The sequence below is a fragment of the Pseudomonas sp. TAA207 genome (assembly GCF_001529285.1).
In the GTDB taxonomy this organism is placed as follows: Bacteria; Pseudomonadota; Gammaproteobacteria; order Pseudomonadales; family Pseudomonadaceae; genus Aquipseudomonas; species Aquipseudomonas weihenstephanensis.
This window is the reverse complement of record NZ_LLWJ01000057.1, coordinates 17,032-34,593: the sequence shown is the minus strand read 5'-3', so window position 1 is coordinate 34,593 and position 17,562 is coordinate 17,032. Positions and strand designations below refer to the sequence as shown.

Genomic DNA, 17,562 nt, shown 5'->3' with positions numbered 1-17,562 from the left:
GGGTGTTGCGGCCTATCTGCCGCTGTCCTGACTAATTACCCAGCACGTCGGCGCTGTACGACAGGATGATTTCGAGATTGAGAAAGCCCTGCGGGTTAAGTTTTTTGTCTTTGATGAGAATCTGCGGGTCCGGCACGTTGGCCAGCGTGACGTGCAGCAGCCACGGCACCAGAAAATCGGCGTCGGTCAGCCCCAAGGTGGCCGTGCCCGCAGGCGGAACTGGCGCGATGCCATTGGCTCCAAACACCAGCTCATAACGGTTACTGCCTATGACTAGCGCGATAAAGCTGGGGCCACTCAGTGTGACGCCTGCTGCTGTGGTGAGCCTGATAGCTGCCGTATTGGCCGTCATCGACTTGAAATACGGGAACATGGTGCGGGTCAGCCCAAGGCTTAGCGTCTGGGTAACGGGTGGTCCTTGAGGCGTCATGAATGCCTGCCAGTCACTGGCAAACATCTGTCGGGCATTAAGATAGAGCTTGCTGGCGAACTGGACGTTGTACTTGCGCAGCAAGTCGTTGACTTTATTTTTGCCGACACCGTCGAGCGCCGTGTATTTCAACTCGATGATCACGTCGCTCAGTTGGTCAAGATTGATGCGGTTATTTTCAGGCGGAATAGAGAGTGTCCAGTCGCTAACGGCGCCTGTGCCCTCAAAGGGCATGTAACGTTCCGCCGTAAAGTTAAGCTCGAACATCCCGTTGTCATTCATGGCACGTGAGATCGCGATGCTTTGAGAGGCCAGCCATCCGACTCGCAGTTGTGACGCGTCGGGCTGTTTGGGCGGTGATGTACCGACAGGGTGCTCAACGGCAAGCAAGTATTCGACCACCGCAGGATCGCTGCTGATGGCCACCTGATTCTTGGTCTGGGTCAGGGTTGCATTGAGGTTCTGGTAGGGACCGGCGACGGCGGGGATCGAGATCGCGACCGAGGCGATTTGGCGCGCGTAATGCCCCGGAAAATCGAAATCGAACATCGTCTCGGTGAGGCTGAACGTAGCCTCCTTGCCCTGGCGCAGGTTGAGGATCTGCTCTGGATCGAGTTGCAACAGAGAAATTGTTTTGCTGATTTCCAGGCGCCGTACATTTCCGGCCATGTAGGCTTGCTTGAGCTGTTGCAGCGAAAATTGCAACGCCTCGCCAGCCAGCAGGCCTTTCTTGAGGCTGTCCCAATAGCCCAGGTTAATAAAAGTGTCGTTTTGCGTAGTCACGTACTGGTAAGCAATCTCAGCCGCTTTAGCCGCATCAACCGCCATGCGATAAGCCTGAAAGTAGACCCCCGCCAGTCGGCCAGCCATCCATTGATAGAGATCGGTGCTGGTAAAGCGGCTGCGCAGAAAAGTGCCGACGGTATTGGCTTGCTCGATGGACTTTTTGTGGGTGATCAGGTCCTGGCGCGCCATGGTGATTTGTACATGGGTCGCCTCGATCTGCTGTTGCAAGATATCGGCTTCCTGGGTGTTCAGATTGGCTTGGTGCAGCCATTCGTCACTGCGCCGCTGTTGTTCGCCCGTCGTTGCCGTCAGTTGTGCGGCCAGTTGCAGTGATTGCGAAACGGCACTGCTGATCTCGGCACCGGTTGCGATGGCATCGCCCCATTTCATTCCGCCATCGGCCAGTCCGAAGATCGAAGGCGACAGGTAGCCGGCGATTGAAATCCCGCGAATGGGCACGGTCAGTGACTGAAACAGTATCGCTTCGGCCAGGCAAACCCGGCTTGCAACCTCTTGCGACGACAACCCGGATGCATCCAGCCCGGTGAAATAGGATGTCTCCTGCTGCGCCCTTTGCTGAGACTTCACTAACGCGTCCAGAGTCGATTGAAGCTGCTCGATCTGCTTTTCCTTGATTGAGGTGCTCAGGTCAAGGATTGCCAGTTCCTGCGTCTGCCGCAGGGCCTCGAGCTGTTCGGCATCGTTGCGCTCAAGGGCTGATTGCAACGCGCTGCCCAATTGCATGACCACAGAGGTGAGTTGCTGAGCTTGTTCGAACAGCAGGCCAAAGCGGTACTGTGAGCTGATGGATTGACCCCCGGATGCCAGTACGCCAAGCATGCCGCTCCCCGAAGCCGCCAGTTTAACCAGTGCCATTGGGTCGATGGGCGGGTCGAACAGGGTGAGCGGCACTGCAACGCCATCAATGTTAAGTCCGTTGCGAATCTTGTCGAGGCGGTCCGTTACTCGATCCCAATAGGTGGTTAACATCGCGTTTTCTGGCACACAGAAATAGGCGTCGAGTGCGTTGAAGGCGTCCCCTGTTGCTCGCACGGCGGGCAAAGTATCGAGCTCAGGTGACAACCAGTTCTCCAGATCAAGGAGAAATTGCGGAATATTGCCGTTTGCGTAGTGCGCTTTGATCTCATTGAACGACATCGGTGTGACGGCAGGGCACGGGCCCAGGTTCACCGGTTTGTCACCGAGGATGCTATTGGCGTACATGTACAGCAACGTGGCGCTGTTGATTGACTCCCAGGTGTACTGGGAGAACTGCATGTCGCCCCAGGCAATGAGATTGTCGATGTACTTCATTACGATCGCTTTCTCATAGGCGCCTATGCGCAGTCGTGCGATGGCGTGCGGGTCAAAGGGATCGTTGTTATAGGTCGCGATTTGAGCCGTATCGGTCAAGATCGCCTTGAGCGATTGCAGTGTGTGGTTACGAAAAGGGCGGAACTGCCAGAAATGGCTGGCAGGTTGAGCCAGTTGGAAGTTCCCCAGCACATTAGCGACTTCGCGCAGCATCAGTGCACGTAACGAGGAGTCCTGGATGTCGACGAACAGGGTCCTCAGGTCGGCGTTCGCCGTGAATGCTGCGGTGACACGAGCACAGCCAGGTGTCACTTCTTTCAGAAACCCCAGTGTCAGGAGGTCGGTGTAAGCCGCTTGTGCATGGGCCGGATCGATGTCGGCGCTGGCCAACTCGCCTGGCTCGACGAATTGCTCCTGCGCCGTAGGGTTGAGAATGTATTCCAGCCAGCGTTTGGCATCGGCGTATTGCTGGTCTAAGGCCAGCGCATCCGCGACCAGCATGGGGGCGTGGAAAAACAGCTCCCAGTAGTACTCGCCATAAGGGCCATTGAAGTCAATCTGCGCTCCATCATATTGAGCCGGTGGCGTGACCGCGCTCAGTGGCGATAAACGATCGAACGGTACTTTTGGAATGACCGGTGCATTCTGGGTCTCAAGCGCCAGTAACTCTTCGACACCACCGACGAACATACGCGCCGCCAGTTCACGTGCGCTGGCGCGAGCACTGATACGCGCAACGTCGAAACCCAGCGCATGCGTATCGATTTGGTAGGTCGAATGGTAGAAGCGCAGCAGTACCGCACGTACCTCCTCGGTCAGGGCCGTCTTCTTGGGTTCAGGCATGTCGGTAAACAGGAACGACAGGCTGCTCGACGCTGTGAAGCTCACAGCCAACATCCCTTGCGTATCGATAATGTGATTGGCAATCAGGGCCGCAAACACCGTTTGCGAGGTGGCTGCATCAATTGTGTTCGAGACGAATGAGGTGACCTGGACCAATTTAGGCAGTGTTAACAGTACAGCGCGTACCTGCGCGGTCATTTGATCTTTCAGGGGTTGCGAGGCACCGGAAAACAGAAAGTCGAGCGGTGTCTGTTCGTTAAAGCTGGCCGTGACCAGGCCGTTGGTGTCGATGATGTTATTGGCCTTCAGATCAGTGAAAGCCTGCTGCGACGCGCTGGTGTTGATGTCGTTAGAGACGAAGGAAGAGGGCGTCACGACATGCCTGATTTTGTTGCCTGCATAGCGCAATTTGGTGAGCGACGGCAAGTTCAGCAAAATATGCCGCACTTGGGTAATCATGGTCGCCTTGGCATTGGGTTGGGCCCCGGCGAAGAGGAACGAAAGATCAGAGTCTGCAGTGAAATTGGCCGATAGCCAGCCATAAGTGCCGCTCACATTCTCTATGACGTGATTGCTGGCCAGGTCTGCGTAAATTTGGCTGTAGGCTTTTTGATTGGGATCGACAGGTGCAAAGTAGACGTCATACACAATTGGCGAGGAGCGCATAGCCGCGACTTCGGTACTGGCGGACAGCGGCGCATAGTCTGCACCTTGTGGGGTCAGTAAGTAGCTCTCGTCGCCGGTGTCGAGCATGAAGCTGCCTGGCTGGTTCTTTACCGAGACCAAGCGCGCAGTGGGTACGGGTAACGTCGCGAACAGCGTGGGGTCGCCCATCATTAAGAACAGGCTCTTGCGTATGTCGAAGGTCAGCCGGTCCTTGACGTCAGCCGGTGCCCCGGCGAACAGGAACGACAAGTCAGTGGCTGGCCCAAACCTCGGTGAGACCAGGCCATTGGCGTCGACCACATAGTTGGCCTGAAGGTCGACAAAGCATTGACGCGAGGCTTGCGCATTGATTGTGCTGGAGATGAACGACTGCTCTGTCACGGTACTGACCATGCGCGCCGTACTGTAGGGCGGCGTAAAATCGGTCAAGTAGTTAGCCTCGTAAGCGCTGGCGGTGGCTACCAGTTTGAGCGTTCCGAAGTTGGTGTCGATTTCCGGTTTAAACAACGGTGGTGCGCTCTCGCCCGACTCTTTCTCCAGCACGATGACTTCGTTGGGGCGTGCCAGAAAGGAGGGATTCAAGTCGCGGTCCAGCAGCGCGGTGTTCATCATGGGCAGGTGACCCAGCACGCTGGATTTAAAGAACTGATTGTAGGTGGCGGCAATGTCAAACACGGTTTGTTTGAAACTGAGCTGGCTGGATGTGTCGTTGATCAAGGGGGCGGGCACGGCGGGCAACTGGAGTGCAGTCGCCGTCAGGCCTTTGTCGAGAAAAGGGCCATACATCACGCACAGCTTGTCGGTCTGGCCTGTGTTGCCCGGCACGATATTCACCGCGACTTTGTTCCAGAAGATATCTGTCATGTGGAACAGTTCAGGTGCAGAGGCCAGCGGCCCAAGGGCACCTTGCTGATCCGATTCACTCGGCATGAAGTAGACCACTTCGTCGCTGATCAACGCCTGAGGCTGAATCCAGGAGCTATCAAACCGTGTGAACGAGTATTTGATGCTGGCGCTATAGGCGACACCCCGTTGCCCGCTGGCGCCGTCGCTGGTTGCAGGTCTTGAGGTTTTGAGTTCTACCCAGAACAGGAACAGATGATTGAAGACATAGACAGGGGTGACCAGGGCTGCCGGTATGGTGATGTCTATCGGCTTCCATTCTGACCACACCTGGGTGTCATAACTGATGTAGGAGTAGTTATAGGGTTCGGTGGCCGTGCGGGCAAACAAAAATGTGGTATCGATGGCGCCTCGTTGGGGATCGTGCACCGTTCCTTGATAGGCATCCACGTAAACCAGTTGAGCCAGCTTGCACAGGTTATCGAGGTACTCACGGTAGGTCGCGTCGACGCTTTGATCGGTAATGGCATTTTGCTGAAGCTGATTGCGCAGGTCGGTAAACAGACGGGTCTGAGACTGGCGCAGGGTAGGATCGATATAGTTTTCCGGGTACAGAAAGATCTGCCGATTGGCCTCCCACATCCGGTAATTCATCATCCACGCCCACCAGGCTTGGGGAATGTCCAGTTCGTCGACGCCATTTTCCAGCCGCAAGCGGCAGCGTTGCAGGTAGAGCAGGGCGGCGTTGAGTGCTTCGCGGATATATGAGATCTGGCGTACCCCACTGACTTCGACGTCGATCAGCAGATATTCGGAGAGTTCGCGCAAAGAGTTGAGATCGGCAAGCCTTGAAAGCACAAAGGGGGCAAGGAACCCACGCATCTGCTCGGCGACTGCACCGTCGAGGTGCAGGGCAATGTCGCACCATTGTGTATCCGGGATCACGCCCTTGATCTTGGCCAGCACCAGGTCTGCCTGCTGTGTGTAATCAGCCCAGGACGCAGTGGGGCTGGTGGTGACGCTGAGCATATGCTGCATGAAATGGCTGTCGGCGCCGAGTTGGTGTAACAGGTCGAATTGACGTTGCAGCTCAGCCACTGCCGCCGTGCGATTCTTCGTTGCAACACTTGGGAGTAAAGCCTCTAGCTGAACGCAGTCCCACTGCGTCACCTGTGAGAGTTGGATGATGCAATCGTCAGGCGATGCGCTACTCGCCGTGAGTTCTACATAGTGAATCAGGCCGCTGTTGACGTCCTGAAAGGTGTCCATTTGCTGCACGAAAGTGGACAGTGTAATCACGTCTGCAAACACGAGCGCAGTGAGCGAGGGGTCGGTCATGCCAAACGCCGTCGCGTTGGCAGGGCTGGCGCTCAAACTATTGAGGAGTGCTTGCGGGGCATCGAGCGCATTGGCGATGACTAGCCATCGTGAGAGACCGTCCAGCACACCGGAAACATAGGGGCTGGGGCCTGATGTCTGGTCGGCGCACGCAATGAAGGCATCTTGCCAGGTGGTGGAGGGCGCAGGCAGGGGTATTTTGTTGATCACCAGCTTAATCAGTGTTGCGAGCATGTCGGTTGCGATGCCGAAAAACGTGGCCAACAGACTCTCCAGTTTTTCGTGTCGAGCTGTCAGTGGCCCTAACCCCTGGGTGGATTGCCCTACTAAATCCAGCCATTCGCCAACTGAGCTGATGCGGTACAGAGGATTGACAAAGGGGCTGACCGTTGCTCCGGTTTGCCCGTTCAGGAAGTAGTCGATCTGATAGACATTGGTCCCTGAGTGTTCAAGCCAGGCACGTTGTACCAGCAGATTACGCAGCTCAACAGCCGACAGAGAAGGCTTGCTCCATTGCCCCAGGGCCATGAACAGCATGTGCTGGTCTGCTGGCAGCCCCGTCACACGCAACAACACGGCATGGCGGTAGAGCGTCGACAGGTTGTCAATGGAGAGAGGCACTGTGGTGGAGCCGGGAAAAAGCATCCCCGCCAAGCGGTGCAGGGTATCGGCAGATACGCTCAGTGCACCGCACAGACGTGCAGACAGAACGAGATCATCGGTAGCTACCCCCGCGACTGTCCACGATACAACCTGTGAGGTAAACAGCGGATTGAGTGCGTTTGGGGCGGGCCTGTAGGGTGTTTTTTGGCCTAATACGCGGGGATCGTTAAACAACTCATCGAACGGTACGCTCGACACACTGTCGTTGCCAGCGCCATAGGTCTTCACGGGCCCGAGCAAGTTGCAGAGCGCCGCTAGATCGAGCTGGCACATGTCGGCGAGCTCAATCATCTCGGCCAGCAGTGTCAGCGTAGCGCTGCTTATCTGCGGCGCGCTTCCCGCGCTGGCAACGCGCAGTGCCCAGTCGAGCAGGGCGTAATCCCAACTAAGATGCCTGGCCAAGCGCACGAACCGACTGATCCTGTCGAGCGCATCGGGGTTTAAGTTTGCAATGCTCGCGGGGGTCCCGGTTTTATCGTCGCCCGCAACAAAATAAAGCGTTTTACCGTCCAGGCCACTGTTAATGAAGAAGTTCGCCGCGACGCCCTTTTCTAGCTCGGCGTCGCTGAGGTTCTGCGTTAAAAGGTGCTGTAAGTCAGTGGGCGACATGCCTGTGGAGGCCAGTAGAGTGGTTACGTCCGACAGCGTGCCGAGAGCAGATTGCGCAACGCCATAGGATGCCGAAAGTTGCGCAGCGTCATCTGCGAGCGAATGCGTGAGGAATGTGTAAGCCGTACCCGAAAGATTAAGTCGGGCGCAGCCTACGTCTATAGCGCTAGCACCAAATGCGCCGTAGAGGTCGGCGACGGTCATATTGATTTGCGCGAGGCTGACGCTGATTTTCACCATTGGCAGGTGCAACGCGAGTGTGAACGGGTACGTGAGTGTCGAAACCACCTCAAACAGGTCTTGATCGGCAGTAAGGTTCAGCACATCGCGTGCTTTTTTGCCCAGTCTCTCGTTGACGATGTTCAACAGTGGAAAGGTGGTGTTGGTATTGGCACATGTGAGGGGGATCTGCCCCAGATCATCGCGTCGGGCATCCAGTTTCAGGTGATCCGGGATCGTGTTGGGGGCGGTGACATAGGTGTCAATGATGCGCAGCAAATCGACGAGATAAGCTGCGGCGCCGAAGATAGACTGGCACTCCTCGCAGGCGTAGTAGTCCACGGGGCCGAAGAACTCGGCATAGCTGGGCAACAGCTCGAATTGTTCAGCGATGTCACCGCCAATATTGGTGATGGAGAGTGCCTTGTAGTGCGGTGATCGTACGATGGACTTTACGTTTGACCAGGCATGTAGCACCGCTGAGCGTATTTGTGTTGCACGGGCATGCACTTGGCGTGCTGTGTCTTTACCGCCTGCCAGATGGGGGGTCATCAAGCGCACGAAGTGCGAAGGCGCCATGTCGGCAATCTGCACTGCGCTATGGAAGTTCTTGGCGATCAGGGCATCCGCTACCCGGTGATCAGAATGAAGCTTAAGCAGGCGCGACCGCGCATCCATACTGGTCGTCAGCATTTCTTAACATCCTTGTAAGAATTCGCGGGAGGTTGCGTCAGCGTTTATTGCATCTGCTGGGACTATCACCTGTATCAGGTGCCTCTTCAGATAGACCCGTGACTTGTATGGGTATAGCTCACTGCCAGCATTGCAAAAACTTTTTGGACTGGCGGCCACACTGTACTTCTGGCTGGCAAGCGCTTGAGTTTTGACGGGGTGGAAAATGCACGTTGCAAAGAACTGTTTTGGTTGAACACGTTGATGTTTGCGATGAGCTGAGTCAGGCATGATTTAAATAATGACGTCCGACTTTTAAGCTGAACGGTCACGATGGCCACAGCCAGCACATGACTTTGCTGTTTGCCAAATGGCAGAACGAGATCTTGCTCAGGTAAAGATTCGTTGGCGGGAGCAGGGTGGCGTCGTAAGGTCGGGGCCAACCTCGGCAGAATGTGAAGAATGAATCGTCAGCTGTTTATTTCTCTAGATGGTGCCAAAGGAACTGGCAAGACCACGCTGTTGGAAGCTATTACCCAAGCACTGAGGGCCGACAGCCAAAAAGTCATCCGGCTGAGTGAGCAAAAAAGCGATCCTTTTAGGGGGGAAATCATGGCCCTCGTTAACGAACTCGTCAGAAGTCCCACTCGGGATCTGGAGTTTCAGGTGTGTGAGCGTTTTGCTGATAGCCGCAGGTGGATTTCCCAAAACGTGCTGGCCAAACAACCCCATGACAGCATCATATTGATCGATCGCTGGTATCCCTCTGACGCTGCGTTTCGCCGGATAGTCCCGTTTGCTGAAATTCTGCAGTTGAACATCGATCGTAAAGTGCGAGTACCGGATCTGCATGTCGCAGTTGTCACCAGCCCTGAGATTTCATGGGCCAGAGCTATGGCACGACGGCGTGGGCTGAGCAGTACAGTGATCCATAAGTTTGAGGAACATGTTGCCTGCACCCAAGCGTTCGAGCGAGCCACTGCACAGCATGGCTGGATGTTATGCCGCAATGAGGGAACGATCGAAGACGCCACAAAGCAGGTGATTACTGAAATCCATAGAGTCCTGAAGGGCGAGGATGCTCGCGATTAAATCACTGACTGGCGTGATGAAGCGTTATGAACACATTAGCCAAATACATGATTTAACATAATATACATTATGCGAACCTTGGTATTGGGGTGTCAGGGTCAGTGGAGGCTGCTTTTTAACATCGGCTCAGCCTGATAAGCCGAAGACTTTGTCGCGCTTACCGTCTCATCGACCTGGACGGATGTGCTGCAAGTTCCTCAATACCTATTTGGGCTTGTGCAACAATGTCCGGCCGTTCAACACGTGATCGTTAATGTCAGTGCTACCGGCATGACGTTGACTACTAAGGGGCTGACGCCACCAGTTTTTCACTGTGCTCAGCACGTAAACCACAATGGAATGACAAATGATTAGGCCATTTGAATATCGCGACATGGAATGCCTTCTAAGTATTTGGCTGAGTGCTTCGATCAAGGCGCATGACTTTATCGATGCGTCTTATTGGCAATCGCATACAAAGATGATGCGCAACGTTTATATTCCAGCATCTGTAACCTATGTCATTGAGGGTTCATCCGGGGTTCAAGGCTTTTACTCGTTGATGAGTGATCAATTGGCAGCCTTGTTTGTTGATCCCGCCCATCAAGGCAAGGGTTTGGGCAAACAGTTGATCGGCCATGCCAAATTGCTGCGCAACGAGTTGAAGCTGGCGGTTTACAAGGCAAACACACCCAGTGTCGCCTTTTACCAGTCCCAGGGCTTTAAGTGGGTTAAGGAGCAATCTGATCCCCAAACGGGTTGCGTCGAGTACCTGATGACATGGAGGCGGCGAATTCCTATCCCCTTTAAGAATTGAATATATCCAAAATTCATAACTCAACTAAATGTCTGTTTAGTTGAGTTATATATAGATCGGAGTATTCAGCCTGCCACTCTGCCCTGCTTCGCGCGGTGCGGCACGCCGGATAAAGCCGTTAAAGAATGAAACGGTCGGTGGCGTTGCGGCGTTCGTTGTCATCGCGCATGTCATAACTCACGGTCGTGGCAATGTTGGCGTGGTGCGCCAGTTTTTGTGCAATGGAGACGTCGTACTCTTCGATCACGCGGGTAATGAATGAGCGACGAAAGTCGTGGGGCATGATGTTGACGCCCACCTGCTTGCCGCGCTGTTTGGCGATGTAGTAAATCGCGTGTTTGGTAATGCGCTCTCGGGTGATGTGGTTGCCTCGGCGAATGCGATTGAACAAAAACTCATCGTCACTGACCCCCTCGGGTAAGTTCGCCCGACGAAATTGCAGCCAGGCGTCGAGTTTTTCAAAGGCCCAGGCCGGGGCGAATTTGATCAGTTCTTTGTTGCCCTTGCCCAATACCTGCAAGCTGCGCTCTGTCACGTTGACCTGGCTAAGTTCCATGTTCACCGACTCAGACTTGCGCATCCCCGAGCCGTACAGAATCGCGATGATCGCGGCATCACGTAACCCTTGCGGGCGCGGGTCGGCTGCGCACACCTCCATCAACTCACGAATCAAGCTGCGCCGCAGGTTGCGGCCTTTGCTTAGCCGTGTGCCGCCGCCTGCTTTTACAGCACGGATTTTCAGTAAATGATCCTGGGTGATCAGGCTTTGCTGCCAGGCTTGATTCATCACGCCGCGAATGGCGTTTACGTATAACGACGACGTATTGGGTGCATAGCCGTCGGTACGCAATGCGGCCACCAGAGCCGTGATATGCCCCGGCTGCAAGTGATGCCACGGGAATTCGTCGATGGTGACGTCTTCAACGCCCAGTCGATCGGCCGCGTCTTGCAACACATAACGCATGGTTTGCTTGCTCGATGGCGCAAGCCGCTCTAGATAGAGCATCACAGGCGCCTGCACGGCATTTAAAGGGCTGATGGCGGCCAGCGGTGTTGCGGGGTCAGAAGTCGACAAAACCAATCTCGATACGGCTCAAAACAGGCCTGCAATATACCGCATCAATCTGATTTGTTTACCGCAGTGTTGAGTCGCCAGCGCCGTCTTTAAAAACCGCGCGCCAGTAACGCAGCCACGCACAGCAGCATGACGGCAGTGGCCCTTTGCAGCAGTCTCTGGCGTTTGGGGCTTTGCAGCACATGGCGAATGCGTTGGCCGAAATAGCAATACAAGCAGCCACTGGCAAATTGCAGCAGCAAGAAGGCCAGCCCCAGCGCTGCCAAATCCAGCATTCGGGTGTCGCCGCCCTGCCCTGCAAACTGCGGGAACACGGCGCTGAACATGACAATCGTTTTGGGGTTTGAGAATCCGGTCAACAGACCTTTTCCGAAGCGTCCTTTAAAGCCGCTGGCCATTGGCGTGTCAGGGGTTTGCAAGCAAAGCCCCTGACGGGTCCATTGCTGGTAAGCCAGGTACAGCAAATAGGCGACGCCAATGTATTGAATCCCACGGCTGATCAATACATTGCCTTTCACCAGTTCGGCAAAGCCGACAGCAAAAATCAGAATCGACACCAGATACGCCGCACTGGCGCCCAACTGCACGGGCATGGAGCGTTTCAAGCCTTCCTGCATGCCAAACCCCATCAACAGCAAGGTCATGGGGCCAGGGCTGAAAGTCATCGTGGCGCAGAACATCAAAAAGTAAGCAAAGGACGCAAAAGTCAATTGAGTAGCCATAAAGCGCATTACATCCCTGATCTCATCACTCGAACGGGTACGAGCGGTGGGCCATGTTAGACAAAGTGCGCTCCATGCAGCAGATAAAGCCCGGCCTAACTTTACCGATCTTTACTGGTAGGATGACCGGCAAAGTACGAGGCCGTCATGCACATTCCAACCCTTGAATTTCAGCCCGGAACGCCCAAGGTTCAGCAAATCGTTGATGCGCTAAGCGCAGCAATTGATCAGGGATTACTCAGCCCCGGCAGTAAATTGCCCTCCGCACGGCAAATGACCGAAGCATTAGGGGTCAGCAAATTCACTCTAATCGAGGCACTCGATCGCCTGCGCGGGCAAAACCGTATTACCTCCAGTCAGGGCCTCGGCTATTTTGTGGCCCTGGCGCCGACACAGTCGCGCGCCGCTGGCGTCGACCTGCTGCCACAGGATTTGACCAGCGTACTGCGTCGCTCCTTGATCGGTGCCAGCCTTGCCATGCGCCCCGGCGCGGGTCACTTGCCCGAACACTGGCTGCAACCCAGCACCCTGCGCGCCAGCCTGCGGCAAATCAGTCGTTCAGCCCAGTTGCGGTTGACCGGTTATGGCGACCCGGCAGGTTATCTGCCGCTGCGCCAGGCATTACAGCAAAAGCTGGCGAGCCAGGGCCTCGATGTGCCTGTTGAACAGATCATCACCAGCAGCAACACGATCCAGGCTTTGGACATGCTGCTGCGTCTACGCCTTCGGCCGGGTGACACCGTGCTGCTGGATGCGCCCTGCTATTTCAATTTTCACGCCAACCTGGCGTTGCACGGCGCGCAGGTTGTAACGCTTGAACGCACGGCTCAAGGTCTGGATTTGCAGGCGCTGGAAACGCTGTTGATTGAACAGCGCCCCAGCGTTTACTTGACCACCAGCGTGCTGCATAACCCCACCGGGCATTCCTTTTCGCCCAGTCAGGCCTATGGAATTTTAGAGCTGGCCAAGCGCTACGGTTGCCACATCATCGAAGACGATTTGTATGGTGACCTGCACCCTGACCCGCCGCTGCGACTGTCCACCTTGGCGGGGCCTGAGCACGTCACCTACCTGAGCGGCTTTTCCAAAACCCTCAGCGCCAATTTTCGGGTCAGCTATGTGGTGACGACCGCGCAGCAAGCAGCCAGCCTGACGCACATGAAGCTGATGTGCGGCGGTATTACCTGCGAGATGCTTGAGCAACTGGTGTGCTCAACCCTCAACGACGGCAGTTATCACAAACACCGTAAGCGTGTGCTGCGCGACCTGTTGAGCAGCGGTGCGCGGGTGGCGGCATGGTTGCACGGGCTAGGCATGACCTTGAGCCAGCCCTACGAGGGTGGACTGTTTATCTGGGCCACATTGCCAGCCGGTCTGGATGCTGACGCCTTGGCCCACACGGCGTTGCAACAGGGCATGGTGCTCGCGCCGGGGACGTTGTTCGGTTATGCCCCTTCACGCCAGCGCCAGCTTCGGTTCAATGTCGCCCACACCGATGATCCTCAGGTGATGGTAGCCGTTGAAGCGCTGTTGATTAGCGCAGGTTGAGCGGATCAACCAGCCCGGCAGCAATGGCCATGCCCACCAGATCAGGCAAATGCTGCGCTTGCATGCGCTTCATGACCCGGGAGCGGTACAGATCAATGGTCTTGACGCTAACGGCCAGTCGCTCGGCTATCTGGCGGGTGGTGCAGCCCTTGACCAGTGGCAGCAACACATCGCGCTCGCGAGGCGTCAGGCTATCGAGGCGTTCTTGCACATCGCGCAGCGCCTGACTCGTCACGCGCTGCGCCACGCTGGCACTCAATGCTTGCTGCACACTGTCGAGCAACAACTGCTGGTTATAGGGCTTCTCGATAAAATCATGGGCGCCGGCCTTGAACGCGCGCACCACGATGGGCACATCGGCATGCCCGCTGACAAAAATCACCGGCAGGTTAATACCGCGCTCTATAAGTGCCTGCTGCACATGCAGGCCGCCCATTGATGGCATGCGCACGTCGAGGATCACGCAGGCGTTTAGCCTGGCGTCGCAGGCCTGCAAAAAAGCCTGTCCGCTGGTAAACGCCAGCGCGCTCAGGCCCACGGACTCCAGCAGCCACACCGTTGAGTCGAGCATGCCCTGGTCGTCATCGACCACATACACCTTGGGTTGCACTGCAATCGTCATGCTTTAATTACTCTCTTGTTTTTGCTGGGTGATTGACCCGTTCAACGGCAGGATGCAGCACACCAATAAGCCTTCAGGTTGCGGTTGCGCATACAATTCGCCGCCAAAACCTTCAATGATGCTGCGGCTCATCGACAAGCCCAGGCCGAGACCGTCGGCCTTGCTGGTGTAAAACGGCGTAAACAGCTGCTCCAGTTGCTCATCACTGACCCCCGGTCCTTGATCGTGCACGCTGATTTGCAGGCGCCCGTCGCTCAAGGGGTGTGCGCGCAACAGCAGGCGCGAAGGGCCGCCGGGATGTTGCTCGTGGTTGGCATCAATGGCATTGCGCAACAGGTTAAGCAGTACCTGCTCCAACAGGACCCGGTCGGCATACACCCGCGGCACTGAGGCCGCCAGTTGCTGGTCGATGCTGATCTGGCGTGCGCTCGCCTCCCAGGCACATAAACTCACGGCTTGGCGTATCACCTCCCCCACGTCCAGCGCTTGCACATTGCGCCGGCCCTTACGCAAAAAACCGCGCAAGCGTTTGATCACCTCAGAAGCATGGTTGGCATGCAGGGTGATGCGTTCCAGACCTTCGGCAACCCGCTCGACCGCTTGCGGGTTGTTGGCCAGGTTTTGCAGGTAGCGTTGGCTGGCGTGGGCATAATTGACCACGGCGGCCAGCGGCTGATTGATCTCGTGGGCAATCCCCGAGGCCAGCTCCCCCAAGGTGACCAGTCGCGCCGTGTGTGCCATTTCATCTTGATGCTGACGCTTTTGGGCCTCCACCACGTCTGCCAATCGGCGCCTGTTCTCCTCGGCCTGAACGCGCGGCGTGATGTCCCGTGACACGCTGACCACTTCCACCACATCCCCGGTATAGGTTTCACGAATGGCACGGCTGGCGGTTTCAAACCACAGGTAATGCCCAGCTTGATGGCGAATGCGGTAGGTCATGGTGTGATAGCCCTCGACGTGCAGCGCATCACGCGCTTCAAGCATCACCCCGGCCAGGTCCTGAGGATGGAACAAGCGCTGCGCTTGCGTGCCGCGCAGGGCTTCGGGCCAATAACCGAGCAAGGTCCAGGAAGCGGGCGAGGCATCCAGAAAACGCCCGTCCGGGGTGTGCCGTGAAATCAGGTCGGTGGTGTTTTCGGTAATCAGACGGTACAGGCGCCTGGCTTTCGCGGCTTCGCGCCCTGCCACTAGCTCCTCGCTGGCTTCCCGGCCACGGGCCACCACGCATTGGCTGGCGACATCAGGGATCAGTGTCCAGAGCCACAGTTGTGCCGTGCACTGGGCCTCTACTTGTTCAATCGCGCGAGCCTGTTGCAGGCATGAACGCACCAGTTCAGGCGTGTTATGCGGCAGCCATGCGCGTGCTTGACCCAGCGGCGCACCGGCCAGCAACGTGGTCATCGCGCGATTGGCCGTGAGTGGCAAGCCCTCTGCGTCGAGCACTACAGTGGGTTGCGGGTCATGCAGCAAGAGAGAAACAGGCATTTAAGGTCCTGAGGCTAGAGGCTATAGAACAACTACTATAGTGCTTAGGTATTACTTCCATATCAAATACAGAGTGGGATATAACTCGGGCCGGACATCAAACTGACCCGCGCGCCACTGGCAGAACGGGCAGCCATAGAGCTAACAATCAGCCACCGGAATGACCACTATGTCGATTTTTGAGCAAGGCCTCGGGTCTGCTGCTGTCAATCACACCGCCCTCACCCCGCTGGGCTTCATCGAACGCACCGCCAGCGTCTACCCTCACTACCCCGCCGTCATTCATGGCTCGATTCGTCGAACCTGGGCTCAAACCTACAGCCGTTGCAGACGGCTTGCCTGCGCGCTGGCCGGGCGCGGCATCGGCAAAAACGACACTGTGGCGGTCATGCTGCCCAACATTCCGGCGATGCTGGAAGCGCACTTTGCCGTGCCAATGATCGGCGCCGTGATCAATGCCCTCAATGTGCGCCTTGATGCGCAAGCGATTGCCTTCATGCTGGCCCACGGCGAAGCCAAAGTGCTGATCGCGGACCGCGAGTTCCATGACGTGGTGCACGCGGCCGTCGCCATGCTCGATCACCCGCCACTGATTATCGACGTCGATGACCCGGAGTACGGCGAAGGCCAGCCGCTCAGTGCGCTGGATTACGAAGCCCTGCTGGCCGAGGGTGATCCGCAGTACCAATGGCAATGGCCCGCCAATGAGTGGGACGCCATCGCGCTGAACTACACATCCGGCACCACCGGCAACCCTAAAGGCGTGGTGTATCACCATCGTGGCGCGTACTTGAGTTCGTTGGGCAATCAGATGGTCTGGGCTATGGGTAACCACCCGGTGTACCTGTGGACCTTGCCGATGTTTCATTGCAATGGCTGGTGTTACCCGTGGGTCATTACTGCGCTGGCGGGCGTGCATGTGTTTTTGCGCCGGGTCGACCCGCAAAAAATCCTCACACTGATTCGCGAGCATCAGGTCACCCACCTCAGTGGCGCGCCCATCGTGCTCAACGCGCTGGTCAACATGCCAGCCTCTGCCAAAGCCGCCATCGACCATCCGGTGCATGCGCTGGTGGCCGGTGCGGCACCTGCGGCCAAAGTGATTGGCGCCGTGGAAGAAATGGGCATCAAGGTCACCCATGTCTATGGTTTGACCGAGGTCTATGGCCCGGTGACGATTTGCGCCTGGCACGATGCGTGGGATGAGCAGCCGCTGGCAGAGCGCGCTCAGATCAAATCCCGTCAGGGCGTACGCTACCCCACGCTGGAAGGGTTGATGGTCGCCGATCCCAAAACCCTGCAACCTACGCCCAGAGATGGCGAAACCATGGGTGAGATATTCATGCGCGGTAACACGGTGATGAAGGGTTACCTGAAAAACCCCAGCGCCACGGCAGAAGCCTTCGAGGGCGGCTGGTTTCATACGGGCGACCTGGCGGTGTGCCATCCCGATGGCTATGTTGAAATTCGGGACCGTCTCAAAGACATCATCATTTCCGGCGGCGAAAACATTTCTACCATCGAAGTGGAAGGCGTGTTGTACCGCCATCCCGGTGTCATGGAGGCCGCCGTTGTCGCGCGCCCGGACGAAAAATGGGGTGAAACCCCTTGCGCGTTTGTCACCCTCAAAGCAGACCATGGGCATGTGCGTGAGGCTGAAATCATCAGCTTTTGCCGCGAATATCTTGCCGGGTTCAAGGTGCCGCGCACCGTGGTGTTTACCCTGTTACCCAAAACGTCTACGGGCAAAGTTCAGAAATACGTCTTGCGCGACATGGCCAAGGCCCTTTGAGCCGGTGCGCGCCCCCTATTCGCTGTGCCACAACGAGGTTTTGT

Annotated in this window: 9 protein-coding genes; 4 read left to right on the top strand and 5 right to left on the bottom strand. The window is 56.5% G+C overall.

Translation table 11 applies throughout. The annotated features are described in order from the left end of the window. Nucleotides 1-31 precede the first annotated feature (31 nt). Nucleotides 32-8,404, bottom strand: coding sequence for a neuraminidase-like domain-containing protein (locus AP059_RS05350; RefSeq protein ID WP_059762317.1), 8,373 nt, complete (start codon nucleotides 8,402-8,404; stop codon nucleotides 32-34). Nucleotides 8,405-8,845: 441 nt separating this feature from the next. Here AP059_RS05350 and AP059_RS05345 point away from each other — a divergent pair, with 441 nt between their 5' ends. Then, nucleotides 8,846-9,475 (top strand): dTMP kinase, encoded by a 630-nt coding sequence (locus AP059_RS05345; RefSeq protein WP_059762316.1) that lies wholly within the window; start codon nucleotides 8,846-8,848, stop codon nucleotides 9,473-9,475. 346 nt (nucleotides 9,476-9,821) lie between these two features. Then, nucleotides 9,822-10,271: an N-acetyltransferase gene (locus AP059_RS05340; RefSeq protein WP_059762315.1), complete on the top strand. Its 450-nt coding sequence runs from the start codon at nucleotides 9,822-9,824 to the stop codon at nucleotides 10,269-10,271. Nucleotides 10,272-10,389: 118 nt separating this feature from the next. On the opposite strand, the gene AP059_RS05335 is transcribed toward AP059_RS05340, so the two are convergent. Both AP059_RS05335 and AP059_RS05330 read right to left on the bottom strand, forming a co-directional pair. Beyond that, nucleotides 10,390-11,277, bottom strand: a complete 888-nt coding sequence (locus AP059_RS05335) for a site-specific integrase (RefSeq protein ID WP_059762314.1) — start codon at nucleotides 11,275-11,277, stop codon at nucleotides 10,390-10,392. 158 nt (nucleotides 11,278-11,435) lie between these two features. Then, nucleotides 11,436-12,068, bottom strand: a complete 633-nt coding sequence (locus tag AP059_RS05330) for a LysE family translocator (RefSeq protein ID WP_059762375.1) — start codon at nucleotides 12,066-12,068, stop codon at nucleotides 11,436-11,438. Nucleotides 12,069-12,215: 147 nt separating this feature from the next. Here AP059_RS05330 and AP059_RS05325 point away from each other — a divergent pair, with 147 nt between their 5' ends. After that, on the top strand, nucleotides 12,216-13,616 hold the full coding sequence (locus tag AP059_RS05325) for an aminotransferase-like domain-containing protein (protein ID WP_059762313.1): 1,401 nt from the start codon (nucleotides 12,216-12,218) through the stop codon (nucleotides 13,614-13,616). Here the strand turns inward: AP059_RS05325 and AP059_RS05320 are convergent. Both AP059_RS05320 and AP059_RS05315 read right to left on the bottom strand, forming a co-directional pair. After that, nucleotides 13,603-14,238, bottom strand: a complete 636-nt coding sequence (locus AP059_RS05320) for a response regulator transcription factor (protein WP_059762312.1) — start codon at nucleotides 14,236-14,238, stop codon at nucleotides 13,603-13,605. The genes AP059_RS05325 and AP059_RS05320 overlap by 14 nt on opposite strands. 3 nt (nucleotides 14,239-14,241) lie before the next feature. Next, the gene (locus AP059_RS05315; protein WP_059762311.1) at nucleotides 14,242-15,726 is read right to left on the bottom strand and encodes a PAS domain-containing sensor histidine kinase; all 1,485 of its coding nucleotides are present in this window, start codon (nucleotides 15,724-15,726) and stop codon (nucleotides 14,242-14,244) included. A 169-nt stretch (nucleotides 15,727-15,895) separates the two neighbouring features. Here AP059_RS05315 and AP059_RS05310 point away from each other — a divergent pair, with 169 nt between their 5' ends. Next, entirely contained in the window at nucleotides 15,896-17,518 is a 1,623-nt protein-coding gene (locus tag AP059_RS05310) for an acyl-CoA synthetase (RefSeq protein WP_059762310.1), read from the top strand. Nucleotides 17,519-17,562: the final 44 nt, after the last annotated feature.

Coding starts and splice junctions, on each gene's coding strand:
- AP059_RS05350 (WP_059762317.1), bottom strand. CDS start 8,404: ATGCTGACGACCAGTATGGATGCGCGGTCGCGCCTGCTTAAGCTTCAT.
- AP059_RS05345 (WP_059762316.1), top strand. CDS start 8,846: ATGAATCGTCAGCTGTTTATTTCTCTAGATGGTGCCAAAGGAACTGGC.
- AP059_RS05340 (WP_059762315.1), top strand. CDS start 9,822: ATGATTAGGCCATTTGAATATCGCGACATGGAATGCCTTCTAAGTATT.
- AP059_RS05335 (WP_059762314.1), bottom strand. CDS start 11,277: ATGCTCTATCTAGAGCGGCTTGCGCCATCGAGCAAGCAAACCATGCGT.
- AP059_RS05330 (WP_059762375.1), bottom strand. CDS start 12,068: ATGGCTACTCAATTGACTTTTGCGTCCTTTGCTTACTTTTTGATGTTC.
- AP059_RS05325 (WP_059762313.1), top strand. CDS start 12,216: ATGCACATTCCAACCCTTGAATTTCAGCCCGGAACGCCCAAGGTTCAG.
- AP059_RS05320 (WP_059762312.1), bottom strand. CDS start 14,238: ATGACGATTGCAGTGCAACCCAAGGTGTATGTGGTCGATGACGACCAG.
- AP059_RS05315 (WP_059762311.1), bottom strand. CDS start 15,726: ATGCCTGTTTCTCTCTTGCTGCATGACCCGCAACCCACTGTAGTGCTC.
- AP059_RS05310 (WP_059762310.1), top strand. CDS start 15,896: ATGTCGATTTTTGAGCAAGGCCTCGGGTCTGCTGCTGTCAATCACACC.